The sequence below is a fragment of the Nonomuraea sp. NPDC003727 genome (genome assembly GCF_053586935.1).
This window is the reverse complement of the sequence record NZ_JBSFNE010000002.1, coordinates 676,743-702,953: the sequence shown is the minus strand read 5'-3', so window position 1 is coordinate 702,953 and position 26,211 is coordinate 676,743. Positions and strand designations below refer to the sequence as shown.

Sequence of the window (26,211 nt, the reverse complement as noted above, 5' to 3'; positions counted from 1 at the left end):
CCTGTGCCGTGAAGTCGGGTATGTTTCTTCCCGCAGGCGCCGCTAGCTCAGTTGGTTAGAGCAGCTGACTCTTAATCAGCGGGTCCGGGGTTCGAGTCCCTGGCGGCGCACAGCTGAAAATCTGGCCCGGCCTCCACACGGAGGCCGGGCCAGATTTGCGTTGAGGCCAGAATGAGCGCATCAGCGAGCAGAAGCTTCCCGTTCTTCCGTCGGCCTGCGACTTGTCTCCGTTTCCGGACGAGGACACTCTGGCGACGGATCTGGTTGTTCCGAGGTGGCCGGCGTCCAGCCTCGCGGATGAGACGGGCCACGGCCTCCGCGGTATGACGGGCGACCTGCGGAACGACCGTCACGTAGATATCGGCCATCAGCACGATGCTGGAATGACCGAGTTGGTCCTGGATGGACAATTTGCGCCAGCCTGAAGCGCGAGACTGGCTGCTCCATGTCGCAGATCATGCAGACGAATGGGCGGAAGTCCGCTTTTGACCGATCAACGTGCCGAAGGTTCGGGTCAGGACGTCGGGAGTCATCGGGCGGCCGCGTTGGGCGTTGAAGACGTAGCCACCGCCGTCTTCACCGAGGAGGGCGAGTTCGGCCTGCTGGTGGTCGCGGTGGCGGCGTAGTGCGGTGACGGTGGCGTGATCGAGCGCGATGGTGCAGCAGACAGACGGCGGCGTCGAGCGCGGCGCGCAGGGTGGCGTGCAGGCGGGTGAGCATGGTCGCCGAAGTGGGCGCGGGTGGCGGGATCGTGGCGGACATGCGCTGCACGTCGCGGATGGACAGGTCACGGAGCGGGATGCCGCCCAGATACGCGGATGAGTAGCTGTCGACGTGCGCGGTGTAGTTCCGTGGATGTGACCGGTGACGGGCAGGGCGACTCTCCGATCAAGATGGGGTAACGGTGAGTGAATCGTGGGGATGTTTGCGATGATGAAGGGGGCCGGGTCAGGTCGAGGGAGGTGAGGCTGGTGTCCTACAGTCCGAAGTTGGCGGCGGCGCTGTCGGGTGCCACGCTTCGCCAGCTCGCGCACTGGCGTAAGGCCAGTTCCGGCCGTGGCGCCGTGCTGGTGCCGGAGATCTCACCGGTACGGCCGGTGCTGTACTCGTTTCGGGACCTGGTCGCCTTGCGCACGTGTGTGAAGCTGCGCAATGACGCTTCCTTGCAGAAGATTCGCCGAGCGTTGGACACGCTCCGCGACGATCTGCAGGAGCGCGAGCATCTGTCGGCTTACCAGTTGGTGACCGACGGGTCGACGATCTTTCTGGTCGAGCAGGGGCAGGCCACCGACCTGGTGCATCGCAAGGCCAACGTCGTCATCCATGAACTGGTCGAGGTGCTGCGGCCGTTCTATCGTGATGGACGGCACATTCCGGATCTACTGCGTCCCCGGGAGCACGTCACGGTCGACCCCGCAGTCCGTGGCGGTATGCCGGTGATCGAAGGAACCCGCGTGCCGTACGACGAGATCGCGGCGCTGTTGCGGGACGGCGTTCTGGCCGAGCGGATCGCGGACTACTACCCGAGCGTGTCGGCCACCGCGGCCTTGGATGCGGCCGATTTCGCCGACTACGTCGACAGTTACGAACCCCCCAGGGAGCAGCGTGAGGCTGCTGCTGGATGAGAACGTCCCCCGTCCCTTGCAACAGGTTCTGACCAGCTTCGTGCTGAACCACCACATTGTCCATCTACTGGATCTTCCAGGTTGGTCGGGTACGCGGGATGAGACTTTGTATCCGCGCGCCGCGGCCGAGGGGTTCCATGTTGTTGTCACCAATGACGGCCGTCAGATGCAGCGACCTCGGGAAGTGGCCGCGATCGCGGCCTCTGGCCTGCACCGGATCGAATACCCGCACAAGCACCCGGGGCTGCTCGGGATGGGCGTCGCGATCGCGACGGTCACCGCGGGGTTGCCGAGTGCGCTGGCGTTGCTGGAAGAGGCCGGCGGACCGCGCTTGATCACGTTGCGAGGAGTCGATCCCACGGTGGCGAGTCGGCTTCAGACGATCGACCCTGCGATGAATCCGCCCAGGTTCTGGCCTATGTCTCTGTAGTCTGAGCGGACCGCCAGGCGTCCCGGATCTCGGGCCGGATCGCTCCACGCGAAGCAACGGGGAGCCCTCCGATCGAACGACGCGGACTTCGGTGACGGAGGGTCGTGGCTTGAGCGGAGAAGCAGGTGGCGTGACGCGCTTGTGGCATGACGGCTGCCGGGCGGGCTGTGATGGAGGAGCGCCTCCTCGCGGCACTGGTCGGTGACTTGCGGTGACCGGGTTGAGGGCGGTGGCTATCGCTGCTTGCGGCGCTTGCGGCGGACGTCGACGCCGCCCCAGAACGCGAACCCGGTGACCCTGATCCGCGGCGCGCCCGGTGCTCCGGCGCCGCTGGCGGCGTGGTCGAAGCCGCCCATGATGCCGATGCCGGTCACGTCGACGTCGGCGTCGTCGGGCACGACGATCTCGACCCCGCCCATCACGGCGAACGCCCTGATCGTGATCTCCCCGCCGGTCAGCACGGCCTCGCGCAGGTCGATCTTGCCGCCGCCCCAGAAGGCCACCGTGGTGAACAGCCGGGGCGCCCGCCAGATGCCTTTGCGGTGGTATCCGCCCATGACGGCGATCGCCACCCCGCTCTCCTTGCCCGGCGCCGTCGAGGCGGCGGGGGAGTGGACGGGGGTGGGCAGGTCGTGGGTGAGGAGGTCTAGCTCCGCGTAGGTCTTGGCGGAGTAGACCTGGTCGAGGCGCTCGTGGAACTCCTCCATGCCCAGCCGCCCGTCTCCCGCGGCGGCGCGGAGGATCTCGGCGGTGCGTTCGCGGTCGAGGTCGGCGGCGCGCATGTCCTGGGGGCCACGGTCGGGCAGGGGGCTGCTCATGGGTAAAGCGTAGACCGGTTTCACGTGGTGCGCGGGGTCGTGCGAAGCTGTCAGTGTCCCCAAGACCAGGAGGTCCTGATGGCTGAAACACCGGCGGAACCCGAGCCGATCGAGGCTCCCGAGGATGAGCTGAAGCGGAAGTTCCGCGAGGCGCTCGAGCGCAAGAACAACGCGCACGCAGACTCGGTCGCGGGCGGGCAGGGGAAAGGCCCCTCGAAGATTCACGGTGCCCACGGTCCCGCCTCGAACAAGCGGACCTTCCGTCGTAAGAGCGGCGGCTGACGCCACGACGTCGAAGGGAGGGTACGGCACCTGCCGTACCCTCCCTTCTTTTTCCCGCATTGTGGCGCTGAGCTGCGGTGATGCAGCTGGTGGGAGAATGTGAGAAACATTCTCAATAGCGCCTGGCGGAATAGCCTTGCCACTCTGGAGAGCTTTTTCGCTCCTCTAGCTATAAATATCCATAACCGCCGTCTTCTCCGTCTTTTTGGGGGCTCCTCCGCCTCCTACGCTGTCCCGGTCAGCGCGACGGTGAGGGAGGTCTCGTGCTGGGACTCGATGACTGCCTGGCCGAGGTCATGGCCATACCCGGAGCGCTCGACGCGATGGTGGTCGAGCACACGAGCGGCATGGCGGTGGTCGCGAACGGGAGCGAGGGCCTGGACGCCGAGCGCTCCGCGGCGGCGCTGAGCGAGGCACTGCGCCACACCACGGACGGGCTCGCCCAGACCTCCCCCGATGGAACGATCCGGATCGACGAGATGCTCGTCACCACCGACAAGGGCCACCATCTCGTGCGCCACGTGGTGACGCCGTTCGAGGGCCCGCTGGTCATCTACGTGCGGCTGGACAAGGAGCGGGCCAACCTCGCCTTGGCCCGCTACCGCCTGCAGGCCATCTCAGGACAGTTGACCTCGTGACATGCCGGCACTGGACACGCTGCTCGCCGGGCTGGCGAGAGAACGCTCGACGGGCGCCCTGCGGGTGGGGCGGGCCGGCGCGATCTTCATGGACGCCGGCCGGGTCACCTACATGGAGTGCGCGGACACGCCGAGGGCCGAGGACGTGCTGATGGCCAGCGGCAGGGTCTCGGCGCCCGCCCTGCGCAGGGCCCAGCGCGAGGGCGGCGCGCGCCTGGTCGACTACGGCATGCTCACCAAGGGCGAGCTGCAGCACTGCGTGCTCGGCGCGGTCCTCGACGCGGCGTACTTCCTCCTGCCGGTCACCGGGACCAGGCCCAAGTTCCGGCCCGGGGAGCGGCACTGGCTCGGCTCCCACTGGTTCTTCGAGGTCGAGGAGATCGTCCGCGAGTGCGCCAGGAGGCGGGCCCAGCTGGAGCGCGTCTGGCCGTCGGCGGACGTGGACACCGCCCCGGTCGCGCCGGTCAGGCGGCCGCCGGGCCACCGTGTCGTGCTGAGCGACCTGCAGTGGGAGATCCTCGTCCACGCCGACCGCGCGGCCACCCCCCTGGAGCTGGCCATGAGGCTCGGCCGGCCCGGCTACGCGACGCTGCTGGCCGTACGGCGGCTGGCGGCGGCGGGGCTGCTCACCCGTCCGGAGGGTACGGCGCCGCCGCTGCCGCGACGGGTCGACCGGGTTCCCGAGGCCGGGCCCCGCCACGACCCCGACGCTCCTGCTCTGCCCCTGGGGCCCGTGGTGACCGCGGACCCGACCGACGTGAACCTGCTGTTGCGGCTGAAGAAGGCGCTGGAGGAGCTGTCGTGAGGTTCCCCTCACTCAGAAGGAGGCCACCGGTGGAGCTGCGGGACGAGGTGCTGAAGGAGATGATCCTGTTGCGCGAGCGTACGCCCGACGTCAGCGGAAGCATCGCCTGCAGCGTGGACGGGCTGACCATCGCCAGCGACCTGACGGGCGGCAACGTCGAGCAGACCGCCGCGCTGTCGGCGGCGCTGCTGGCCCTCAGCAGACGCATGGCCGTCATGGCCGGCAAGGGTGCCCTGGAGGAGACCCTCATCTCGGGCAGCGCGGGCTTCGCCGCCTTCTACACGGCCGGCCCCACGATCGTCCTCACAGTCCTGGCCGAGCCCGGCACCAATCTCGGGCTGCTGCGGCTGGAGGGTCGCAAGACGGCGGCGAGCGTCGCCGCCATCGCATCGCGAAAGTGACTCGCATTCACACGGAGGAAACGCATGGCCAGCATGGACGTCTCGCTCAAGGAGATGATGGCGATCGACGGCGCGCTCGGGGCCGTCGTGGTCGACTACGGCAGCGGCATGGCGCTCGGCGCCCTCGGCGGCTCCAAGGACCTGGACCTGCAGGTGGCCGCCGCGGGCAACACCGAGGTCGTCAAGGCGAAGATGCGCACGATGGAGTCGCTCGGCCTCAAGGAGGTCATCGAGGACATCCTCATCACGCTGACCGGTCAGTACCACATCATCAGGCCGATGACCGGCAGGGGCGGCAAGGGACTCTTCCTTTACCTGGCGCTGGACCGCACCAGGGCGAACCTGGCGCTGGCGCGCCACCAGCTGCGCGGCATCGAGGAGAAGCTCGAGGTCTGACGGACCACGCCCCGTGTCCGCGGCGCGGCGGGCACGGGGCGTGCCGTACGACCGGCCCGCGCCTTCTTCAGCCGTGTGTACTCCGGCTTTACCCCGGCGCCGCTGCCGATTTCATGATTTTTATCCCCTTGATCGGCTTTCCTGCCGCGCCCGCGCAACCCGTTGTTTTTCAGGGGTTTCCGCGCTCTCCGCGCCTGCTGAATCGTGACGATAAAGGGTAGATCCTCTTTCCGATTCATGGGTTTGCTTTTGCCTTTGGGGTGATTTGCCCATAGAGTCCTTTGCGTTACCGAGCGGTGACCGTGCTCTTCACCAGGGAAGAGTCGGCCGGTCGGCGCCGAATCCCGCGACTGCGGGAACCGGGGACCCATCTCTTTGGGGTGAATCCGGCCTCGTGCCGGTAGGGCATCTCCACGCCCGAACCCGTCAGCTAACCCGGTAGGCGAGATGGAGAGGACACCACCCTTGTACGACAGCCCCCCGAACTGAGCGGCGCTTCCCCCCCGCTTCCTTTCGCGCTCTGTCTTTTCGCGTAGCGACTGCTAGGCCCATGCCCGGCTACGCCTTTGCCTGATCTTCATGTGAGCGCGGATTTCCTATCCCTCGCACAAAGGACTTTCATGACCCGCCGCTTTGGCATGCGCGCTTCCGCCCTGCTCGTCACCACCGCCCTCGCCGTCGGTTCCGGCGCCGCCGCCGCTCTCGCCGAGCCCACGGAGCCTGACCTCGCCCGGACCACCCAGCAGCGGACCCTCCTCCAGGGAGGCACCACCGCCTCCTACTTCTGGGACGACTCCTCCGGCCGCGCCGGCGACACCGGCCTGCCCGCGAGCGGCATCTCGATGCGCAAGGGCCTGGCAGCCAGCCCGAGCTGGCCCCTCATGACCGAAGGCTACGTCGTCTACAAGGGTAAGAAGGCCCCCTTCTTCGTGGGTGACCGTGGTCCTGGCGTGCCCTCCAGCAGCGGCGTCATGCTCGACCTCGACGCCAAGACCTTCGCCTACCTCACCGGCGGCGAGTTCAACTCCGACACGCTGATGGTGAACGGCAACGGCGGTCAGGGCCACATCAAGGTCCAGTACGTCATCACCAAGTGGGGTGACGGCGTGGGCAAGAAGAACCACCCCGTCGCCTTCTCCACCGGCGCGTGGGGTCGTATGGACCACAACCCGGCCAAGCCGCCGGTCGACTACCTGGCCCTGGCCGAGAAGAAGAAGGCCGAGGCCGCCAAGAAGGCGCAGGCCGCCAAGAAGGCCGAGCTGGTCGCCGCCCGTGAGGCGGACGAGCAGGAGTCCAAGGGGACGACGGCCGCCGCCGCGTCGGTCAGGCCCGCCTCCTTCGACGGTCCGGTGCGCACCACCGCCGCCCGGACCGCGACCGAGGACGACAGCCACACCGGCACCGCGCTGGCCCTCATCGGCGGTCTCGCGCTCGTCGGCGGCGTCGGCTACCTGGGCCGCGGCCACCTGCGCAAGGTCGTCTCCCGCTGATCTCCCCCTTGTCGTCATGCGAAACAGAATGAGATTCTGCTTCGCATGACGCTCATGGCGCGCGCCAACGGCATCGACATCGCCTACGACCCCATCGGCGACCCCCAAGACCGGCCCCTTCTGCTGATCATGGGGCTCGGCTCCCAGCTCGTCCACTGGGACGACGAGTTCTGCGAACTGCTCTCCAGGAGGGGCCACCACGTCGTCCGCTTCGACAACCGCGACGTGGGGCTCTCCACCCACTTCCGTGAGGCGGGCGTGCCCGACCTCACCCCCGGCGCGGCGGCGCCGTACCTGCTGAGCGACATGGCCGGCGACGCGGCGGGCCTGATGGACGCGCTCGGCTGGCCCGCCGCGCACGTGGTGGGCATCTCGATGGGCGGCATGATCGCCCAGGCGCTCGCCATCGGGCACCCCGGCAGGGTGCTGACGCTGACCTCCATCATGTCGACGCCCAGCCCCGAGGCCGGGCCGCCCACCCCCGAGGCGATGGCCGCGCTGTTCGGCCCGCCCGCCGCCGACCGGCAGGGCGCGATCGAGCGGGCCCTGGAGGTCTGGTCGGTGATCGGCTCGCCCGGCTACCCCCTCGACCGCGAGCGCGTCGCCCGGCTGGCGGGCCTGGCCTTCGACCGCGACCACGATCCCGCCGGGACCACCAGGCAACTGGCCGCGATCCTCGCCTCAGGCGACCGTAGCGAGGGGTTGGCGGGCGTGCGGGTGCCCACCCTGGTGGTCCACGGCGAGGCCGACCCGCTGGTCCAGGTCTCCGGCGGCCGGGCCACCGCCGCCGCGATCCCCGGCGCGCGGCTGATGACCTTCGAGGGCATGGGCCACGACCTGCCCCGCCCGCTGTGGGAGCAGGTCATGGACGCGATCACAGATCTTCAAGCGCGCTCCGCAGCCGCCGCAGCAGGCTGAGGTCCGCCGGTTCGTGCCGCATCTCGGTGCCGGGCGGCGCGGGGACCCGCTTGGGCAGCGCGGGCGCCCTCCTGGGCTTGACGAGCAGGTCGGCCGCCGCCAGTTCCCGTACGGCGAGCAGCACCGTGTAGGCCGTGGTGTCCAGCCGCCTGGCCAGTTGCAGCGGTGTCGCGGTGCCGTCGGCGTGGACCAGCACCTCCCACTGCCGGGCGCTCAGCGTGACGCGATCGCCCGGCAGGCGGGAGACCGGGACCACGGGCGCGGCGTCGAGCTCGTCCGACGGCCAGACCTCGTCCAGCCGGGTGCTCCTGCGGACGCATTCGGCGATGAGCTCGTCGACCTCGAAGTGCCAGTGCGGGCCCAGCCAGTGGCGCTCGCTCGGCTGGAAGGTGGGCCGGGCGGCGTCGGTGCCGAAGAGCACGAGCGCGGCGTCGAGCACCGCCCTGCGCAGCTGCTCGGCCAGTTCGTCGCGGCTCAGCAGACCTTCGCCGAACAGCGGCTCGCCGCCCTCGCGCCGGGTCACCGCCCGGTCCACGTCGGCCGGGCTCACCCGCCCGCCGCCGGTGAGCAGCTCCTCGATGCCGGGCGTCTCGGCGCTCTCCATGTAGGTCACCTTGCCCTCGAGCAGGTAGACCACCCCGGAGCCGCCCACGCGCAGGGCGCCGGACGAGCACACCCCCGCCAGCCCGGTGAGGAGGCTTTCCAGCGGACGCACCGAGTCAGGCTATGAAGGCGCGGGCCGTACGGGAAGAGACCGGTGGTGGATATCTTCATCCCGGGCGGAGAAAGTTTTCTCCGGGGAGTAAGGATCACACCGCGTGATCGGCTGCCTCCCTGCTGTTGAGGATGAGGTGGACGTTCCTCTCCGCCCAGCGGGTGACCTCGGCGAGCGGCTGGTGCAGCGAGTGGCCCAGGTCGGTGAGCGTGTACTCCACCCTGGGCGGCACCTCGGCGTAGACCTTCCTGGTCAGCAGCCCGTCGTACTCCATGGCCCGCAGTGTCTGGGTCAGCACCTTCGGGGTGACGCCGCCGATGCGATCGCGCAGCTCGGTGAAGCGCATCGGCCCGCGGGACAGGCTCAGCAGGACGAGGACCGACCACTTGTCGCCGATGCGGTCGAGGACCAGCCGGGTCGGGCAGTTGGGGTCGAAGGCGTCGCCAGTATCCATAAGGTACCTATAGCACGATGAAGTAACCAGTATCCAATGGATACTATCGATGTCATGAAGAAGATCCTGGTTTTCGGCGCCACCGGCATGATCGGTCAGCGCATCGTCACCGAACTCGTCAACCGCGGCTACGACGTCACCGGAGTGAGCAGGTCGGGCCCGGTCAAGGGCGACGTCACGCAGGCGGCCGAGCTCGCCGCCGGCCACGACGTGGTGATCTCGGCGATCGCCCCGCCGCGCGACGGCACCGAGCCCGAGGCGCCCTTCCTCGCCGCCACCAGGGCCCTGATCGACGGTGTCCGCGAGGCCGGCGTCCGGCGCCTGATCACCGTGGGCGGCGCCGGCGGCCTCGAGGTGGCGCCCGGCCTCGACCTCGTCGACACGCCCGACTTCCCGCAGATCTACAAGAAGGAGGCGCTGTCCCAGCGGGCCGCGCTCGGGCTCTACCGGGAGGTCACCGACCTCGACTGGACCTACGTCGCCCCCGCCGCGATCATCCAGCCGGGGGAGCGCACCGGCACCTTCCGCCTCGGCGGCGACCGGCTGCTCGCCGACGAGCAGGGCAACAGCGTCATCAGCGCTGAGGACTACGCCGTGGCCGTCGCCGACGAGATCGAGAAGGCCGAGCACGTGCGGCGCAGGTTCACCGTCGCCTACTGATGAAAAACGTGGCCGCTGGACTGCCGATACGGCGCTGACCTGCGAAAAGAGCGGCTCGGCAGTCTGATGGCCACGTTTCTCATCAGTACTGAGGCTCGTCGGGCAGCAACGCCTTCTCGTCGGGCTTGTGGACCAGGACGGTCTCGACGTACGAACGGACGGCGGCCGGGAGCCCCATGTCGCTCCCGGCCTTCTCCGACAGGAACCAGCGGTGGTCGAGCACCTCGTGGAAGAGCTGCGCGGGCTCCAGCTTGCGCCGCAACTCGTCGGGAATGGCCTCTATCGTCGGCTGGAAGACCTCGGCCAGCCACCTGTGGGCCACGATCGCCTCGTCCTCGTGGCGCAGGCCCTTGGCCACGCGGAAGCCGTCGAGATCGTTCAGCAGCCGCCGGGCCTGGTTCTCCTCGGTGTCGAGCCCGGTCAGGCGCAGCAGCCTGCGCTGGTGGTGACCGGCGTCCACGACCTTGGGCCGGACGATCAGCCGCCCGGTGCCGACCTTGCGGCGCACCATCATCTCGGCCACGTCGAAGCCGAGCAGGTTGAGCCGGCGGATGCGGTTCTCCACCTTGTGCCAGTCGACCTCCTCGATGATCTCGTCCTGGGTGATCTCCTCCCAGAGCCGGTGGTAGCGCGAGGTGATCTGCTCGGCGGTGTCGTACGGGTCGATCGACGGGTGCAGCAACCCACCCGCCTCCAGGTCGAGCATCTCGCCGAACAGATTGGTGTAGGCGACCTCGATGTCCTGTAGCCGCTGACCCTCGCTGATCATCGGGTGCATCTCGCCGGTCTCCGCGTCGACCAGGTAGGCGGCGAAGGCGCCCGCGTCCCTGCGGAACAGCGTGTTCGACAGCGAGCAGTCGCCCCAGTAGAAGCCGTTGAGGTGCAGCCGCACCAGCAGCACGGCCAGCGCGTCGAGCAGCCTGGTGAGCGTGTCGGGGCGCAGCGTCCCCGACATGACGGCCCGGTAGGGCAGCGAGAACTGCAGGTGCCGGGTGATGAGCGCGGAATCGAGCCCCTCATCCCTGCCCGTCACGTACGCCACGGGCTCGACGGCCGGAGCGTCGAGCCTGGCCAGGTCCCACAGCAGCCTGTACTCCCGCTTGGCGTACCGCTCGCTGATCTCCTTGATCGCGTACACCTTCCCGCCCAGCCGGGCGAAGCGCACGACATGGCGGGAGATGCCGCGCGGCAGGTCCACCAGGTGACGGGCGGGCCACTCCGCGAGCGGCAGCTCCCACGGGAGTCTGATGAGGTCGGGGTCGCCGAGGGCGCCGGTGATCTGTAGCGGCATTTGACCAGGATATGGTGCGAGCGTGGACGAGTTTCTGACCTGGTACTTCAACCGTAACCCCGTCTCCGCCACCCTTCTCGGCGCCGAGGGCCACGACCGGACGCTCGGCGACTACACCGAGCAGGGCCTGCTCGCCTACGAGCGCGAGCAGGCGGCGTGGCTCGAACGGCTCGCGACGTGGGAGACCCCCACGCTCGACGACGAGATCGACCGCGACCTGGCCGCCTCCCACCTGCGCGGCGAGCTGGCGCTGGCCACCTGGCCGTGGTGGCGCCGCGACCCCACCGCCTACCTCGGCGGGATCTTCTCCTCGCTGTTCGTGCCGTTCCAGCGCGCGCTCAAGCCCGAGCACGAGCTGGTCGAGGCCGCGGTGGCGCAGCTCGGCGAGGTGCCGGGCGTGCTGGCGGCCTGCCGTACCAACCTCGACCCCGACCTGGCCTCCGACCTGCAGGTGCAGCGCGCCCTCGGCCAGGCGCGCACGGCCAGGGGGCTGGTCACCCGCACCATCCCCGCGATGATCGCCGACGAGGCGGCGCGCGCCAGGTTCCTCGCGGCGGCCGAGCCCGCCGCCGACGCCTTCGACGCCTTCGTCACCTTCCTGGAGAACTTCACCGCGGGCGGCACCTGGCGCATGGGGGAGAAGCTCTACTCCACGCTGCTGACCGAGAAGGAGCTGCTCGGGTACGGCGCCGCGGGGCTGCACGAGCGCGGCAGGCAGCAGGTCGCGCTGCTGGACGGCCAGATGCAGGAGGCGGCGCGCAGGTTCGACGGTTCCGCCGACTGGCGCGCCGCGCTGGCGATCCTCGCCGACGACCACCCGCCGACCCTGGAGGCCATGCGCGCCGAGTACGAGGCGGAGACCCAGAGGGCCAGGGAGTTCGTGCGCGAGCGCGATCTCGTCACCTTCCCCGAAGGCGAGGAGTGCCTGGTCCTGCCGTCGGCGGAGTACAACAGGCCGATCCTGTCCGTCGCCCACTACATCGCGCCGCCGCCGCTGACCAGCTCGCGGCGCGGCTACTTCTTCGTGCCCTACACCCCCGACGGCTTCACCGACGAGCAGGTACGGCAGCGCCTGCGCACCAACAGCCGCTTCCAGATGCCCGCGATCTCCGTGCACGAGGCCTACCCGGGACACCACTGGCACCTGGCGCACAAGGCGGGCAACCCCAGGACCATCCGCAAGGTGTTCAGCACGCCCTACTTCAACGAGGGCTGGGGCCTCTACGTCGAGAAGATGATCAATGAGCAGGGGTACTTCGACACCCCGGCCACCGAGCTGGGCTTCCTCGACGCGCGCATCTTCCGCGCCGCCCGCATGGTCGTCGACACCGCCCTCCACTGCGAGGACATGTCGATCGCCGACGCCGAGGCGTACATGCTGGCCAACTCCTCGCTCTCGCCCGAGACGGCCAAGGGCGAGGTCAACCGCTACTGCGCCTGGCCCACGCAGGCGCCCTCCTACCTGACGGGCGCGCTGGAGATCGACCGGATCAGTGGCGCGTTCACCGGCTCGCTGAAGGAGTTCCACGACCGGATCGCCGGCTCGGGCAGCCTGCCGCTCGGACTGGCGGAGAAGGCCGCGCTCGGACGGGCGTGAGGCGACGGCGGCGGTCACGGCGAGCCCGTGACCGCCGCTCCCGTCGGCGAGGGCGGCGCGGGACCGCCGTCCGTGCCGGTGAGCGCGGCCCGTGACCGCAGGGTCCGTCAGCGAGGGCGGCGCGGGAACGTCGGGGGGTTGAGCGAGCGCTCGACCACCGCCGCGAGCTGCTCGTCGGTGAGCACCACGGGCTTGCCGACCGACAGCCCGCGCACGTAGACCTCGCACAGCCACTCCAGCAGCCGGGCCGCCTCGAAGGCCTGCTCCATCGTGGCGCCGATGGTCACCCCTCCGTGGTTGGCCATCAGCGCCGCCTGCCTGCCCTCCATCGCGGCCCTGATGTTGGCGGCCAGCTCGGGCGTGCCGTAGGTGGCGTACTCGGCGACCTTCACCGCGCCGCCCAGCAGCAGCGCGTTGTAGTGGACGGGCGGCAGCTCGGTCATCGTGGTCGCCACCACGGTCCCGAACACCGAGTGCGTGTGCACGACGGCCCGCGCCGCGGTCGAGTCGTAGATCGCCAGATGCATGGGCGTCTCGGACGACGGCTGCAGGTCACCCTCCACCAGGTGACCCTCGACGTCCACGACCGGGCACATCTCCGGGGTCAGCCGGTCGAGCGCGGCACCCGCGGGGGTGACCGCCACCAGATCGCCGTCGCGGGCGCTCAGGTTGCCCGACGTGCCGAGCACCAGGCCGAGCTCGACGGCTCGCCTGCCGTACTCGCAGATCTCCCGCCTGAGGAGGTCGACGGCGCTCACAATGCCTCCAGCGTCGTGATCATGATGCGCTCCATCTCGGCCCGGCCCAGTTGATCAGGGTAGAGCAGCGCCCGCAGGCTCAGCCCGTCGACCAGGGCCAGCAGCCGCTCCGCGGCCACGTCGAGGTCGCCGTCCGCGCCGATCTCTCCCGCCTCGCGCGCCTGCTCCAGCAGAAGCCGTACGGCGGCGCGCAGCTCGGCCGCTTCGGCGCGCTGCACCTCGGCCAGCCGGTCCACCGCCAGGCTCCGGCTCCAGAAGCTGATCTCGAGCCGCGTCTCCTGGTCGCGCTCGTCGTCGAGGGGCAGGTTGTCCAGCAGCACCTCGCGCAGCGCCGCCAGGCCGGTCAGGCCCTCGACCCGGCGGGTGATGCGCTCGCGGATGCGCTGGTGCGAGTGGCGCAGCGCCGACAGCAGGATCTCGTCCTTGTCGGTGAAGTAGTGGCCGAGCACGCCGTTGGACAGCCCCGCCTCCTTCGCGATGGCGCGGCTGGTGGCGGCGTCGATCCCGTCGCGCACGATGACGGTGCTCGCGGCGGACAGCACCTCGCGGCGGCGCTCGTCGTGGTCAACGATCTTCGGCATGCCTCCAGCATATTGACTTTTTAGTCGGACGTCTGTCTACTACCGGCCATGACCGTTGTGACCGTCGGTGTGCACATCGTGGACGTCCTGACCCGGCCGGTCGAGGCCATCCCCACCGGACAGGACACCGTCCTGGTCGACCAGATCCGTCTCACGGCCGCGGGCTCGGCCGCCGGCACCGCCGTCGACCTGGTGAAGCTCGGCAACGAGGTCATCTCCATGGGCGCGATCGGCGACGACGAGCTGGGCGACTTCCTCCTCATGATCATGGCGAGGCACGGCGTGGACGTGTCGGGGCTCGCCCGCCGTACGGGGGAGCAGACCGCCGCCTCCATCCTGCCCATCAGGCCGGACGGCGGCCGGCCCAGCTTCCACGTGCCGGGCGCCAACCTGAGCATCACCCTCGCCGACCTCGACCTCGAGGTGCTGCGCCGCGCGCGGGCCGTCCACCTGGGCGGCATGGACGTCACCTTCGCGCTGGGCGAGCCCGCCTTCTTCGCCCTCCTCGACGAGCTGCGGCAGGGCGGCACCGTCGTCACCATGGACCTGCTGTCCGAGCTGCCCGACCTGCTGGCCATGGCGCGGGCGTTCGTGCCGCACGTCGACTACGTGCTGCCCAACGCCGCCCAGGCCCTCGCCATGACCGGCGCCGGCACCGTCGAGGCCGCCGCCGCGGCGCTCCTGGCCGACGGGGCCACCGGCGTGCTGGTGACGCTCGGGGCGGAGGGCAGCCTGGTCGTCACCGCCGACGGCGCGACCCGCGTCCCTGCCCTGCCCGTGGAGGTCAGCGACACCACGGGATGCGGCGACGCCTACTGCGCCGGGTTCCTCACCGGCCTCCTGCACGGCCAGGACGTCCCCACCGCCGCCCGCTGGGGCACGGCCGCCGCCGCCCGCGTCGCCACCGGCCTCGGCTCCGACGCCGGGCTCACCGACCTCGACTCGACCCTGAAAGGACTGTCGTGAAGGACGCCGAGCTGCGCAAGCGCGCCCAGCAGGTCATCCCCGGCGGCATGTACGGCCACCTCAACGCCGCCATCTTCGCCCCCGGCTACCCCCAGTTCTTCGCCCGCGCCGAAGGCTGCCGGCAGTGGGACGTGGACGGCCGCGAGTACGTCGACCTCATGTGCTCGTGGGGCCCGGTCGTGCTGGGCCACCGGCATCCCGCCGTCGAGTCGGCCGCCGCCCGCCAGCTCGCCCTCGGCGACTGCCTCAACGGCCCCGGCCCCGTCATGGTCGAGCTGGCCGAACTGCTCGTCGACACCATCCCGAGCGCCGACTGGGCGATGTTCTCCAAGAACGGCACCGACGCCACCACCCAGGCGCTCATGGTGGCCCGCGCGGCGACCGGCCGTACCAAGGTGCTGATGGCGCACGGCGCCTACCACGGCGCCGACCCCTGGTGCACGCCCTCGCCCGCCGGCACGACGCCCAACGAGCGGGCCGACCTGGTCGAGTTCACCTACAACTCGCTGGAGTCGCTGGAGGCCGCCGCCGCCACCGTCGACGGTGACGTGGCCGCGATCATCGTCACCCCGTTCAAGCACGACTCCTTCGAGGACCAGGAACTCGTCGAGCCCGCCTTCGCCCGCGGCGCCCGCGCCCTCGCCGACCGCCTCGGCGCCGCCCTGGTCATCGACGACGTGCGGGCCGGCTTCCGCATCGACCTGCGCGGCTCGTGGGAGCAGTACGGCGTCCGCCCCGACCTGACGGCCTGGTCGAAGGCCATGGGCAACGGCTACCCGATCGCCGCCGTCACCGGCACCGACGCGCTGCGCGGGCCCGCCCAGACGCTGTACTCCACCGGCTCGTTCTGGTTCTCGGCGGTCGCGATGGCCGCCGCGAAGGCGACGATCGAGACGTTGCGCGACACCGACGGCATCGCGACCATGGTCACGTCGGGGACCCTGCTGCGCGAGGGCCTGTACGCCCAGGCCGGCGCCCACGGCTTCACCGTCAACCAGACCGGGCCCGTGACCATCCCGTGGCTGAGCTTCGAGGGCGACGCCGACCTGTCGGTGGCGGTGCACTGGAGCGACGCCTGCCTGCGCAACGGCGTCTACCTGCACCCGTGGCACAACTGGTTCATGTCGGCGGCCCACACCGAGGCCGACGTGGCCCGCGCCCTGGAGGGCACCGACCGGGCCTTCGCCGAGACCCGCGCCCACTTCGGCGGCTGACGACCCGGCGCGGGGCGGCCCTCCCCGGCCGCCCCGCGCAACCCGCCACCCGCACCGCCGCCCCGCGCGCACCCCCCATGCAACCCGCACGCCGCACCCCCGCCCCCGCGCAAGCCGCACCGGGTAACGCGCACCCCCGCCCCCGCCCCCGCCCCCGCACCCCGCGCGACCTTTCGCTTCTGGGGCGTCGCCAGGCCGCGCCCGAAAGGACCCCGCAGGTCGCCACCGCACGGGCCCCTTCGTGCACCGCTCTTGAGCGCGCGCCGTCCGCCATGGTGGCTGCCCCGTCGGGCCGGTGTCCCAGGACGGACGCCTCCGGTGACCGGTGGGCCGGCCCACAAGAGGCCTGGCCGGCTGTCGAAGATCGTCCCGACACCCTTGCCGTCCATGCCGTTGTCGAGGATGCTGGCAACCCCGCCGCCCTGCCGTACGCCCTCGATCGCGGATGCTGCCCCCGCCCCCGGAAATCACGGTGTGGCCTCTCAAGGTCACAGCTGCGTCTCGAGGTCTTGACCCAGGTCGCCGGCCGTCCGTACCTTCAGGCAAACGTTTAGGAAACTTTCCTAATTGATCCACGGGAGACCTCATGACCCACCCGGGAGAGATCACCAGGCGCCAGCTCCTGCGCCGGATCGGCATCACCGCTCTCGCCGCAGGCCCCGGCGCGGGCCTCCTGTCCGCCTGCGCGACCGGCGGCGGCGCCGAGCCCGCCGCGTCGGCCGGTGCGAGCGCGGCCGCCTCCAACCTGGTGTCGGCCGCCAACCCGCTGGGCGTGGACGCCAAGAAGCCTCTCGAAGTGGTCATCTTCAGCGGCGGTTACGGCGACTCCTACGCCAAGGACATCCACGAGGGCCTCTACGTCAAGGCGCACGCCGGCGCCCAGATCAAGCACGTCGGCACCCAGAACATCGGCACCCAGCTGCGTCCCCGCTTCCTCAGCGGCGAGGTGCCCGACGTGGTCAACAACTCCGGACCCGAGGCGCTCGACCTGGCCGCCCTCGCCGCGGAGGGACATCTGGCCGACCTGACCGCGCTGTGGGACGCCCCGTCGGTCGACGACCCGAACAAGAAGGTCCGCGACACCATCACCCCCGCGGCCATCGAGAACGCCAAGCTCAACGGCCAGGACCTGGTGCTGAACTACACGGTGTCGCACCGCGCCCTCTGGTACGACGCCAAGCTCTTCGCCGAGAAGGGCTGGACGCTGCCGACCACCTGGGAGGAGTTCAAGGCGCTCGGCGAGACGGCGAAGAAGGAAGGCATCGTCCTGTTCGCCTACCCGGGCCAGAAGGGTCCGTACTACCAGCTCTGGAACATGCTTTACACCGCCGCCAAGATCGGCGGGAACCAGGTCATCATCGACATAGACAACCTCGTCGACAACGCGTGGAAGTCCCCGGCGGTCAAGGCGTCGGTCACCGCGTGGCTGGAGATCCAGACGGCCTACGGCGACAAGGCCTACCTGGGCCTCGACCACACCCAGACGCAGATCAAGCACCTGCAGCACAAGGTGCTGTTCTACCCGTGCGGCTCCTGGCTCGAGAACGAGATGGCCAAGGACAAGCCCAAGACCTTCGAGTACGCCATCGCGCCCTTCCCGAGCGTGACCGCCTCCGACAAGATGCCCTACGGGGCGATCCAGGTCGGCGTGGGCGAGAACTTCGTCGTCGCCGCCAAGGGCAAGAACCCGCAGGGCGGCCTGGAGTACTTCCGCCTCATGCTCTCCAAGGAAGGCGCGAGGGGCTTCACCGAGAAGACCAAGAACCTCACCGTCGTCAACGGCGCCGCGGAGGGCCTCGACCTGACCCCCGGCCTGGTCAGCGCGGCGAAGGCGCAGGACGCCGCGGGCCAGGACATCATCACCGACGCGCGCTTCGAGGGCTGGTACAAGCAGCTGTTCGACTACGCCTGGCAGCAGCAGAACACGCTGATGGCCGGTCGGCTGACCGTCGACGAGTACCTGGACCGGGTCCAGAAGAAGGCCGACGCGGTCAAGGCCGACTCCTCCATCGCGAAGCAGACGAGGAACGTCTAGGACTCATGGGCACGGAGCGAACCCGACGTGGCGAGAGAGGAGCGGTGGGCGGCCAATGAACACGGAGCGGTTGCGCAAGTACGGGTTCGTCGCCGGGTTCCTCGTCGTCCCCCTGGCCCTCTACCTGGTCTTCGTGATCAGTCCGTACATCCAGGCGTTCCAGCTCTCGCTGACGAACTGGAACGGCTACCAGCGGAACCCGGCCTACATCGGCCTGGCCAACTTCGGCCGGCTGTTCGACGACGAGATCTTCTGGCAGGCGATACGCAACCACGCGGTGATCCTGCTCGTGCTGCCGCTCGTGACGATCGCCCTCGCGCTGCTGTTCGCCTTCCTGATCAACCTGGGCGGCGGGTCGCGCGGGGCGGGCATGAGGGGGGTGTGGGGGTCGACCTTCTACAAGGTGGTCTTCTTCGCCCCCCAGGTCCTCGCGGTCGCCGTCGTCGGCGTGCTCTGGAAGGCGATCTACCGGCCGGACGAGAGCGGCGTCGTCAACGGCGCGTTGATCAAGATGGGCGTCGACCCCGTCGGCTGGCTCACCGAGCCCAGCCTGGCCCTCTGGTCCCTGCTGGCGGTGATGATCTGGCAGGCGGTCGGCTTCTACGTGGTGCTGTTCTCCGCCGGCATGGCGGCCATCCCGAAGGACTACTTCGAGGCCGCCGCGCTCGACGGGGCCGGCCGCCTGCGGCTGTTCTTCTCCATCACGCTGCCGCTGCTGCGCGACACCATCCAGGTCGGCTGGGTCTATCTCGGGATCGCCGCGTTCGACTGCTTCGCGCTCGTCCAGGTGCTGTCGGTGGACGCGGGCGGCCCTGACGGCGCCACCACCGTGCTTCCCGTGGAGATCTACAAGACCGCCTTCTCCTACAACAAGGTCGGCTACGCCTCCGCGATGGGCGTCGCGCTGTTCTTCCTGACCATCACCTTCGCGGTGCTGACCCTGCGCGTCTCCAGGCGCGAGAAGATCGAGCTCTGACATGCCGAACCAGACCGTGCAGGAGCCGATGCGCTCGTCGCAGGCCCGCCCCTCGACGTCTGCCCGCCAGGCCGTCCGCGGCGGGCGCAACGTCTTCAGCGCGCTTTCGCACCTCGCGCTCGCCATCTGGGCCCTGCTGATCATCCTGCCGCTGCTGTGGACGTTCCTGGCGGCCTTCAAGAACAACACCGAGATCTTCGGCGACGCGCTCCAGCTCCCCGGCGCGGTGCGCTGGGACAACTGGGCGCGGGCGTGGGACAAGGCCCGCGTCGGCACCTACATGATCAACACCGCCATCGTGGTGTTCTTCGGTACGGCGGGCACCATGCTGTTCGGCTCCATGGCCGCCTACGTCCTGGCCCGCTACACCTTCCCCGGCCGGCGCCTGATCTACCTGCTGTTCGTGGCGGGCATGGCCTTCCCCGTGTTCCTTGCCATCGGCCCGCTGTTCTTCATCGTCAAGCAGTTCGGCCTGCTCGACTCGCACGTCGGCCTGGTCATCGTCTACATCGCCTACTCGCTGCCCTTCACGGTCTTCTTCCTCGCGGCGTTCTTCAGGACGCTGCCCGAGGCCGTCGCCGAGGCCGCGCGGATCGACGGCGCCTCGCACACCCGCACGTTCTTCCAGGTCATGCTGCCGATGGCCAGGCCGGGCATCGTCAGCATCACGATCTTCAACGTGCTGGGCCAGTGGAACCAGTACCTGCTGCCGCTGGCGCTGGTGCCGGGCGACAAGGAGAAGTGGGTCATCACGCAGGGGATCGCGGACATCTCCACCATCGCGGGCTACGAGGCCGACTGGCCCGCCCTGTTCGCCGCCCTGAACCTGGCGATCATCCCGGTCCTGGTGATCTACATCATCTTCCAGCGCCAGATCCAGTCGGGGCTCGGGGCGGGCGCCCTGAAGTAACGTGGCCCGTATGAGCGACTGGAAGCAAGAGGGGGAGGTGCTCCGGCGCAGCATCGTCGCGCCGGACTTCCCCACGGCCATCCGCATCGTCGACGCGATCGCGGTCAAGGCCGAGGAACTCAACCACCACCCCGACATCGACATCCGCTGGCGGACCCTGCATCTCGCGCTGACCACGCACGACGCGGGCCATCTCACCGAACTCGACCATACTCTGGCGGCCATCATCGACGACATCGCTCGCGAACACGGCGCGTAAGCGTATGACTACTCAGTAGAGTGGGCCTCCGCCGCTCGCTTCTGGAGAGTTCGTCATGCGCCTGCCAGCACTCCTTCTCGCCCTGCTGACCGCCGGGGCCTGTGCCGCGCCCACCACCGCCGTCGCGCCGACGCCGACGCCCCAGATCGGGGTGCGGCTGTCCGGCGGCGGCGAGTTCGGCGCCAAGGACCCCTCGGCCATCGTCTACAACACCAAGCTGGTGCCCGAGGGGGCGAAGGCCAGCGTCACGGTCGAGTCGGCCGACGGGCAGACCCGGTCGTCCTTCGTCGCGGAGGGGCTGCTGCCCAACCGGGCCTACGGCGTGCACCTGCACGCCAACCCGTGCGGGTCCAAGCCGGACGACTCGGGCCCGCACTTCCAGCACACCCACGGCACCGTCAACGCGTCCAACGAGGTGTGGCTCGACATCAAGACCGACGGCTCGGGGGCGGCCACGTCGACCGCGCGCCAGCCGTGGGCGCTGTCGCCCGACCGGGTGCCGCACTCCCTGGTCATTCACGAGAAGGCCACCGCGCCCGACGGCACCGCGGGTGGCCGCGTCGCCTGCCTCACCCTCAAGTGATCCACCCGTACGGCGGCGGCACGGCCACGGCCATCGCGGGCCGCCTGCCGTGCCGCCGAGCGGTCCGTCCTCATGGACGAAGGCCGCGGTACGTCGGCTGCCGCACCCGCCCGCACGGGTGCCGCCCCGACGAGGGCCCTACGCCCGGCCGGCCCCACCGCCGGGTCCACCCGGACCGCAGGGATCGCCGGTACCGCCGGGTCGGCCGGGTCAGCCCAGGCCGCCTGGACAGCCGGGATCGCCCGGACCGGTTGGTCCGGGCGATCCGGTCAGGGAACGTCAGCCCGCGACGGTGACCCAGGTGGTGATCTGGGCCTGGTGTGTCGGGGTCGGGTAGCCGCCGGGTCCCACCGGGCCGCTGGGGCCCTGCGGGACGTCGGAGTCGTAGAACGTGGCGCCGTCGGTGCCGACCAGGGTGCCGGTGCCGATCACGCCGGGGACGTACACGGTGGAACGGACGCGGGCGCCCGCCGTGACCGTGGTGGTGTACCCGTCGAAGCGCACCGTGTTGTTGTCGACGTGGACCGTTCCCTCCTTGCGGCCCAGGCGCCCGCCGCCGCCGTTCTCGTCGCGGCTGGTGAGGCCGACGCCGGTGTCGCTCGGCGCGGTGGCGCCGGCCGAGCTGACCAGGCCGTACGTGGTGACCTGGGTGCCGGTGACGTCGATGCAGGACTGGAAGTAGCGGTTGCCCACCGGCTTCCAGGCGCTGCACGTGGTGAGCGTCGTGGTGGTCGAGGCCGAGGCGGCCACGGGGGCGGCGACGGCGAACACGCCGGCGAGCGCCGCGCCGATGACGATCTTTCTCATGGTTCCCCTCCCTTGGGTCCCGGGCGGGCTGCCCGGGGTTCCCATTTCGCCGGGCGAACCTTTCAAGATCGTTAGTTGCGGGCGAACGGAGAGCGAATTTGAGCGTTCAAATCGCTGGGGCGCCGACCGCCGGCGCCCTTCCGGGGAGCCCGCCTCGATCACCCCCTCTGGAGCTCGCGCCGGAGAAAGTCCAGCTCCATCGCCATGAGGTTCTCGGCGACGCCGTCCGGGGTCATGTGGCTCACGCCGGGCAGCAGCACGGTGGCGTGCGGCCGCCCGGCACGGGTCAGCGCCGCCGACAGGCGAAGGGTGTGCAGGGGGTAGACGTTGTCGTCGGCCAGGCCGTGCAGCAGGAGCAGCGGCCGCTCCAGCCCCGGCGCGTCAGGGATCAGCGAGTCCGCCGCGTAGCCGTCGGGGTTGTCCTCCGGCAGGCCCAGGTAACGCTCGGTGTAGGCGGTGTCGTACCAGCGGAAGTCGGTGGGCGGGGCGCCCGCGCAGGCCGCGTGGAAGACGTCGGGCCGCCGCAGGACGGCCAGCGCGGCGAAGTAGCCGCCGTAGGACCAGCCGCGCACGCCCACCCGGGACAGGTCGAGGTCGGGGTGCTTGCCCGCCAGCTCGCGCAGGGCCGCCACCTGGTCGTCCAGCGCCACCTGGGAGAAGCGCCGGAAGATCGCCCGGCCGAAGGAGACCGACACGTGGGGCGTGCCCCTGTTGTCGACCGTGACGACGGCGAAGCCCTGGTCGGCCCACCACTGGCGGCGGATCCACCGTCCCGGCTCGAGGGCGACCGCCTGGTACCCGGGCCCGCCGTACACGTCGAGCAGCACGGGCAGCTTCTCGCCGGGAACGTGGCCGGTCGGGTAGAGCACGGAGGAGGGGAGCCGGTGCTCGGTGACGCGGTCCAGGACCGGGCGGGGGCGGTACGGCACGGCCGCCGACAGGTCGCGCAGCTCGAGATCGCCGACGATCCGGCGGGTCCGCATGGTCTCCACGGTGCCGCTGGTCAGCACCATCGTCGGGCCGCCGGTCAGGGCGCTGTGCACGCCGGGCTCGCCGGTGATCCTGGTCAGGGCGCCGTCACGGGCCAGGCGGTAGACGTGCTGCTCGGCCGGTTCGTCCTCGGCGGCCTCGAGGAGGAGGTCGTCGCCGTGGGAGCCGGCCACCCGCCGGACGTACAGCGACGTCGGGGTGACGACGACGCCGTCGATGGCCAGGGCCTGGGTGTCGTCCACCTCGACGATCTCCAGGATCCGGCCCTCGTGGAGGAAGGGCGCGTTCTCGATCCACTGGGGGTGGGCGAACGCGTGCAGCTCCGTGGTGGCGCCGGTGGCCGGGTCGACCGCGAGCAGCCGGCCGTGCTGCTGCAGCCGGTCCAGCACGGTGATCACCGGCCGGTCACGCTCGGCCCAGTCCACGGCGGACAGGTAGGGGAAGCGGCGGTCGTCCCACATGATCTGCCTGCGGGTGCCGTCCAGTCCGAGCAGGTGCAGCTCGACGATCGCGTTGTGGCCGCCCGCCTGGGGGTAGGCCAGGGGCTCGGCCTCGCGTTCGGGGTCGGCGGGGTCGGCCAGGCGGCGGCGCGGCACCAGTCGCTCGTCGACCCTGGTGACCAGCAGCGCGTCGCCGCCGGGGGACCACCAGTGCCCCCTGGTACGGCCCAGCTCCTCGGCGGCCACGAACTCGGCGGTGCCCCAGGAGATGCCGGGTTCGGTGGCCAGGACCCTGGTCGTGGCGCCGTCCAGGACGTGGAGGCGGCCGGAGGAGACGTAGGCGACCTTGTCGTCCTTGACCCGCGGGTCGAAGGCGGGGCTCGCGGTCGCGAGCTCCTCGGTGACGCCGGTGGCCAGGTCGGTGCGGAACAGCTCGCCGCCGAGGGCGAAGACCGCGTGGACGCCGTCGGAGTCGTAGGAGCCGATCCCCGGAGCCCACAGGCGCAGCCGTTCACGCAGCGCGCGCTCCTCCGCCGGGAGGTCGAGGGGGCGGCCGGTGAGGGCGGTGGGGTCGGCCAGCAGGCGTTCCTGACCGCTGGGCAGGTCGAGGGACCACAGGCGTTCGACCGGGTCCTCGGGGCCCGTCGACCGCAGGAAGAGGACCCGGTCCGCGAAGGCGGTCAGCGCCCGGGGCGAGCCGTAGGTGAAACGGCCGGTGCGAGAGAGAAGAGTTAGGTCTGCCACACAGTGTGACATATCACATTTTTTGCGGCTGGTAGAGATGCCGCATCGATCTCCGGCACCGAGGACCGATGCGGCATCCCGCTCGGGTCGGTCAGGAGGCGGGTCCCACGTGGATCGTTGTCCGCAGGCCGCGCCGGGCCTGCCCGGTCACCTCGATCCTGGTGTTGGTGTCCGGCGGGCGGACGCCGAGGGTCGGGTAGGTGCTGTACCAGTAGACGCCGGTGCGGTCGTCGAAGGCGGGGACGCCGGGCACGGACGGGAAGACCGTGGCGGCGCCGTCCTTGTGCAGGCGCAGGCGGTCGGTCGCGGTGAGCCCGAAGGTGGCGTCGAAGACCTGCGTGCGCCCGCCCACGCGGGTGTGGTCGTTCCACTGGAGGGGGACGGCGCGGGCGTCGATCGGCAGGATCATGCCCTCGCCGAGATGCTGCTGGGTGTTGTTGTCGGTGTAGAAGGTGTCCCAGAGCCAGACCAGCACGCCGTCCTGGTAGGGGAACCGCTCGAAGATCTCCGCCCGCTTCGGGTCGTTGCGGAAGCCCGCGCTGTACGGGCCGGTCTTCAGGTACGACCCGTAGCCCACGTAACGCCGGTTCTCCACGAGGTAGGCCCGCGGATGGTCCTTGGTGCCGACCCGGCCGACGCGGCTGAAGCCCACCGCGGTCCACCCGTTGTCGCCGTTCTCCGCGTCATCGGAGAACACGCCCGGCAGGTCGATGGCGTCCACCAGGAACCCGTTCTCGACCGTGTTGGTGTCGGTGGAGTACCGGAAGCGGAACCAGATCTTCTTCCCGGCGTAGGCGCCCAGGTCCACGCGCAGGTCGGTCCAGTCCGAGGTGCCGGTCAGGCTCGGGCCGACGCGGGTCCACGTCGTGCCGTCCTCGGACACCTCGGTGTAGAGGTAGTCGAAGTCCTGCTCGATCCGGTACCAGACCTTGGCGGTCAGCACGGCCGACGACACCGAGGTGAGGTCGAGCTGCCGGGTGAGCGTCTCGTTGAGATAGTCGCCCTTCCCGCTCCACCACTGGAAGGCGCCCTGCGCCGGGTCGGTCAGCTCCGTGCTGACCGTGCGCGGCGGCAGGTCGACCAGGACGGCCTGCGGGTCGTCGGTGTTGTACGAGCTGACGCCCAGGGTGTGGGTGGAGTCGGTGGCGGCCCTGGCCCGGTCGTGGCTGAGCCAGCCCAGCCGCAGCTTGCTCCAGGCGTCGAGGTCACCGGGGTACTCGGCGGTCGGCCCGTTCCTGTCGCCCAGGTAGGAGGCGTCCGACATCAGCGACCAGAACTTCACGCCGTTGTCGCCGCCCGTGCCGTACGCGTAGAGGTCGGGCAGGCCCAGGTCGTGGCCGTACTCGTGGGCGATGAGGCCGACGCCGCTGTTCTCGCCCGCGGTGAGGAACTTGCCGACCCAGATCCCCGTGTCGCCGATCTGCACGCCGCCGCGCGGGTTGCCGGGCGGTCCCGCCTGGCCGCGCAGGTTCCAGTAGGCGTCGTGGCTGACCGCCCACAGCGCGTCGGCGCCCTGCGCGCCGCCGCCCCAGGTCTCGTCGACGCCGGCGTGGATCACCTGGAACCGGTCGAGGTAGCCGTCCGGCTCGTCGAAGTCGCCGTCGTTGTCGAAGTCGTCACGGTCCCAGACGTCGAAGGTCTTGAGCTGGGCGGTGATGTCGGCGACGCTGCGGCCCCTGGCCCGCTCGCCCTCGTACCAGGCGCCGACCGAGTCGCGGACGAAGTCGAAGAGCGGGGTGTCGCAGTCCAGCCCGCCCGAGCAGCGCGGCGTGCCGTACCGGGCCTCGTTGTACGGCACCTTCACCCAGTCGGAGACGTAGCCGTCGATGTCGTACCGGCCGGAGGACTGGAGGTGGTAGAAGCTGCGCAGGGAGTTGCCGGACCCGAAGTAGGTGTCCTGGTAGTAGGCCCGGTCGAAGTCCTTCCGCCACAGGGTGTGGTTGTCGTGGCGCGGATCCGGCCGGGGAATGGTGTTGTGCAGCGGGCCGGGCGTCCCGCCGTACCTGATCTGGCCGTTGTGCGTCGTGGTGTTGTCAATGCGGTCGCCGAATTCGGACAGGACGGTGAATATCCGGTCTTTTCTTTCTAAGGCCAGCTCGACGTACTGCCTGCCGACCCTGGGCTTGCCGCCGCGGCCGCGCGCCTGCGGTCCTGCGGCGAGAACCTGCTCCATGGCCTTGGTGCGTAACGCGCGTTGCTCGGCGGCGATGGGGTTGACGGGCTGCTCCCGGCGGCCGTCCTCGGCGGGGCCGCTCTTGACGGGGCCGGGTGCGGGGCCGGCCACGGGGGAGGCGCTCGTGGTGGGGGACGGGGTGGGATCGGCCGCGGCGAGCCCCGGCGATAACGCCAGGGTCAGCCCGGCCGCGAGCACGGCGGACAGCGTGCGCATGGGTGGCCTTCCTTCCGAGAGAAAGATCGGCGCATAATG

General features: G+C 70.2%; 28 protein-coding genes, 1 tRNA gene and 1 riboswitch. Of the genes, 20 read left to right on the top strand and 9 right to left on the bottom strand.

The window, feature by feature from the left end:
- Positions 1-36: 36 nt before the first annotated feature.
- From ACWDLG_RS08580 to ACWDLG_RS08565, 4 genes are all read left to right on the top strand, one after another.
- Positions 37-110, top strand: a tRNA-Lys gene (locus ACWDLG_RS08580).
- A 375-nt stretch (positions 111-485) separates the two neighbouring features.
- The gene (locus ACWDLG_RS08575) at positions 486-626 is read left to right on the top strand and encodes a hypothetical protein (RefSeq protein WP_449917448.1); all 141 of its coding nucleotides are present in this window, start codon (positions 486-488) and stop codon (positions 624-626) included.
- Between the two features lie 363 nt (positions 627-989).
- Positions 990-1,625 carry a DUF433 domain-containing protein gene (locus tag ACWDLG_RS08570; RefSeq protein ID WP_354913707.1) on the top strand — a complete coding sequence of 212 codons (636 nt, stop codon included), beginning with the start codon at positions 990-992 and terminating at the stop codon, positions 1,623-1,625.
- Positions 1,606-2,055 carry a PIN-like domain-containing protein gene (locus ACWDLG_RS08565; RefSeq protein WP_449917445.1) on the top strand — a complete coding sequence of 150 codons (450 nt, stop codon included), beginning with the start codon at positions 1,606-1,608 and terminating at the stop codon, positions 2,053-2,055. Before ACWDLG_RS08570 ends, ACWDLG_RS08565 begins: the two co-directional genes overlap by 20 nt.
- Before the next feature lie 233 nt (positions 2,056-2,288).
- Here ACWDLG_RS08565 and ACWDLG_RS08560 read toward each other — a convergent pair whose 3' ends face one another.
- A complete protein-coding gene (locus tag ACWDLG_RS08560; RefSeq protein ID WP_449917443.1) occupies positions 2,289-2,873 on the bottom strand; it encodes a DUF1707 SHOCT-like domain-containing protein in 585 nt (194 codons plus the stop codon).
- 78 nt (positions 2,874-2,951) lie between these two features.
- On the opposite strand from ACWDLG_RS08560, the gene ACWDLG_RS08555 reads away from it, so the two are divergent.
- The 7 genes from ACWDLG_RS08555 to ACWDLG_RS08525 all read left to right on the top strand — a co-directional run bounded on the left by ACWDLG_RS08555 (position 2,952) and on the right by ACWDLG_RS08525 (position 7,803).
- Positions 2,952-3,155 (top strand): DUF5302 domain-containing protein, encoded by a 204-nt coding sequence (locus tag ACWDLG_RS08555; protein WP_354913699.1) that lies wholly within the window; start codon positions 2,952-2,954, stop codon positions 3,153-3,155.
- Positions 3,156-3,418: 263 nt separating this feature from the next.
- On the top strand, positions 3,419-3,793 hold the full coding sequence (locus ACWDLG_RS08550; RefSeq protein WP_449917440.1) for a roadblock/LC7 domain-containing protein: 375 nt from the start codon (positions 3,419-3,421) through the stop codon (positions 3,791-3,793).
- A 1-nt stretch (position 3,794) separates the two neighbouring features.
- Positions 3,795-4,598: a DUF4388 domain-containing protein gene (locus ACWDLG_RS08545; RefSeq protein WP_449917437.1), complete on the top strand. Its 804-nt coding sequence runs from the start codon at positions 3,795-3,797 to the stop codon at positions 4,596-4,598.
- Between the two features lie 29 nt (positions 4,599-4,627).
- Entirely contained in the window at positions 4,628-4,999 is a 372-nt protein-coding gene (locus ACWDLG_RS08540; protein WP_354913693.1) for a roadblock/LC7 domain-containing protein, read from the top strand.
- A 24-nt stretch (positions 5,000-5,023) separates the two neighbouring features.
- Positions 5,024-5,395 carry a hypothetical protein gene (locus ACWDLG_RS08535; protein WP_449917434.1) on the top strand — a complete coding sequence of 124 codons (372 nt, stop codon included), beginning with the start codon at positions 5,024-5,026 and terminating at the stop codon, positions 5,393-5,395.
- A gap of 325 nt (positions 5,396-5,720) precedes the next feature.
- Positions 5,721-5,855: riboswitch (cyclic di-AMP (ydaO/yuaA leader) on the top strand.
- Positions 5,856-6,015: 160 nt separating this feature from the next.
- Positions 6,016-6,885: a hypothetical protein gene (locus ACWDLG_RS08530; RefSeq protein WP_449917432.1), complete on the top strand. Its 870-nt coding sequence runs from the start codon at positions 6,016-6,018 to the stop codon at positions 6,883-6,885.
- A 45-nt stretch (positions 6,886-6,930) separates the two neighbouring features.
- Positions 6,931-7,803, top strand: coding sequence for an alpha/beta hydrolase (locus tag ACWDLG_RS08525; protein ID WP_449917429.1), 873 nt, complete (start codon positions 6,931-6,933; stop codon positions 7,801-7,803).
- On the opposite strand, the gene ACWDLG_RS08520 is transcribed toward ACWDLG_RS08525, so the two are convergent.
- On the bottom strand, positions 7,760-8,518 hold the full coding sequence (locus ACWDLG_RS08520; RefSeq protein WP_449917426.1) for a hypothetical protein: 759 nt from the start codon (positions 8,516-8,518) through the stop codon (positions 7,760-7,762). The two genes, ACWDLG_RS08525 and ACWDLG_RS08520, sit on opposite strands and share 44 nt — an antisense overlap.
- A gap of 94 nt (positions 8,519-8,612) precedes the next feature.
- Positions 8,613-8,972, bottom strand: a complete 360-nt coding sequence (locus ACWDLG_RS08515) for a winged helix-turn-helix transcriptional regulator (protein ID WP_354913683.1) — start codon at positions 8,970-8,972, stop codon at positions 8,613-8,615.
- A gap of 54 nt (positions 8,973-9,026) precedes the next feature.
- On the opposite strand from ACWDLG_RS08515, the gene ACWDLG_RS08510 reads away from it, so the two are divergent.
- Positions 9,027-9,632: an NAD(P)-dependent oxidoreductase gene (locus tag ACWDLG_RS08510; RefSeq protein WP_449917425.1), complete on the top strand. Its 606-nt coding sequence runs from the start codon at positions 9,027-9,029 to the stop codon at positions 9,630-9,632.
- An 82-nt stretch (positions 9,633-9,714) separates the two neighbouring features.
- On the opposite strand, the gene ACWDLG_RS08505 is transcribed toward ACWDLG_RS08510, so the two are convergent.
- Entirely contained in the window at positions 9,715-10,923 is a 1,209-nt protein-coding gene (locus ACWDLG_RS08505) for a DUF4032 domain-containing protein (RefSeq protein WP_449917422.1), read from the bottom strand.
- Positions 10,924-10,945: 22 nt separating this feature from the next.
- On the opposite strand from ACWDLG_RS08505, the gene ACWDLG_RS08500 reads away from it, so the two are divergent.
- Positions 10,946-12,520: a DUF885 domain-containing protein gene (locus tag ACWDLG_RS08500; protein ID WP_449917420.1), complete on the top strand. Its 1,575-nt coding sequence runs from the start codon at positions 10,946-10,948 to the stop codon at positions 12,518-12,520.
- A 107-nt stretch (positions 12,521-12,627) separates the two neighbouring features.
- Here ACWDLG_RS08500 and ACWDLG_RS08495 read toward each other — a convergent pair whose 3' ends face one another.
- A complete protein-coding gene (locus tag ACWDLG_RS08495) occupies positions 12,628-13,278 on the bottom strand; it encodes a class II aldolase/adducin family protein (protein WP_449917419.1) in 651 nt (216 codons plus the stop codon).
- Positions 13,275-13,859 (bottom strand): TetR/AcrR family transcriptional regulator, encoded by a 585-nt coding sequence (locus ACWDLG_RS08490; RefSeq protein ID WP_449917417.1) that lies wholly within the window; start codon positions 13,857-13,859, stop codon positions 13,275-13,277. The genes ACWDLG_RS08495 and ACWDLG_RS08490 overlap by 4 nt, the downstream gene beginning before the upstream one ends.
- Before the next feature lie 48 nt (positions 13,860-13,907).
- Here ACWDLG_RS08490 and ACWDLG_RS08485 point away from each other — a divergent pair, with 48 nt between their 5' ends.
- The 7 genes from ACWDLG_RS08485 to ACWDLG_RS08455 all read left to right on the top strand — a co-directional run bounded on the left by ACWDLG_RS08485 (position 13,908) and on the right by ACWDLG_RS08455 (position 20,802).
- Complete coding sequence (locus ACWDLG_RS08485) at positions 13,908-14,825, top strand: carbohydrate kinase family protein (protein ID WP_449917414.1); 918 nt, start codon at positions 13,908-13,910, stop codon at positions 14,823-14,825.
- Positions 14,822-16,039 carry an aminotransferase class III-fold pyridoxal phosphate-dependent enzyme gene (locus ACWDLG_RS08480; protein WP_354913670.1) on the top strand — a complete coding sequence of 406 codons (1,218 nt, stop codon included), beginning with the start codon at positions 14,822-14,824 and terminating at the stop codon, positions 16,037-16,039. Before ACWDLG_RS08485 ends, ACWDLG_RS08480 begins: the two co-directional genes overlap by 4 nt.
- 586 nt (positions 16,040-16,625) lie before the next feature.
- The gene (ngcE, locus tag ACWDLG_RS08475) at positions 16,626-18,074 is read left to right on the top strand and encodes an N-acetylglucosamine/diacetylchitobiose ABC transporter substrate-binding protein (RefSeq protein ID WP_449917411.1); all 1,449 of its coding nucleotides are present in this window, start codon (positions 16,626-16,628) and stop codon (positions 18,072-18,074) included.
- 55 nt (positions 18,075-18,129) lie between these two features.
- Positions 18,130-19,050, top strand: coding sequence for a carbohydrate ABC transporter permease (locus ACWDLG_RS08470; RefSeq protein ID WP_354913666.1), 921 nt, complete (start codon positions 18,130-18,132; stop codon positions 19,048-19,050).
- 1 nt (position 19,051) lies between these two features.
- Complete coding sequence (locus ACWDLG_RS08465; protein ID WP_449917407.1) at positions 19,052-19,960, top strand: carbohydrate ABC transporter permease; 909 nt, start codon at positions 19,052-19,054, stop codon at positions 19,958-19,960.
- 10 nt (positions 19,961-19,970) lie between these two features.
- On the top strand, positions 19,971-20,219 hold the full coding sequence (locus ACWDLG_RS08460; RefSeq protein WP_354913662.1) for a 4a-hydroxytetrahydrobiopterin dehydratase: 249 nt from the start codon (positions 19,971-19,973) through the stop codon (positions 20,217-20,219).
- Positions 20,220-20,274: 55 nt separating this feature from the next.
- Positions 20,275-20,802, top strand: a complete 528-nt coding sequence (locus tag ACWDLG_RS08455; protein WP_449917404.1) for a superoxide dismutase family protein — start codon at positions 20,275-20,277, stop codon at positions 20,800-20,802.
- Between the two features lie 279 nt (positions 20,803-21,081).
- On the opposite strand, the gene ACWDLG_RS08450 is transcribed toward ACWDLG_RS08455, so the two are convergent.
- The 3 genes from ACWDLG_RS08450 to ACWDLG_RS08440 form a co-directional block, all read right to left on the bottom strand.
- A complete protein-coding gene (locus ACWDLG_RS08450; RefSeq protein WP_449917402.1) occupies positions 21,082-21,609 on the bottom strand; it encodes a hypothetical protein in 528 nt (175 codons plus the stop codon).
- Positions 21,610-21,767: 158 nt separating this feature from the next.
- The gene (locus ACWDLG_RS08445) at positions 21,768-23,783 is read right to left on the bottom strand and encodes a prolyl oligopeptidase family serine peptidase (RefSeq protein ID WP_449917400.1); all 2,016 of its coding nucleotides are present in this window, start codon (positions 23,781-23,783) and stop codon (positions 21,768-21,770) included.
- Between the two features lie 91 nt (positions 23,784-23,874).
- Entirely contained in the window at positions 23,875-26,172 is a 2,298-nt protein-coding gene (locus tag ACWDLG_RS08440) for an immune inhibitor A domain-containing protein (protein WP_449917397.1), read from the bottom strand.
- Between the last annotated feature and the right edge of the window lie 39 nt (positions 26,173-26,211).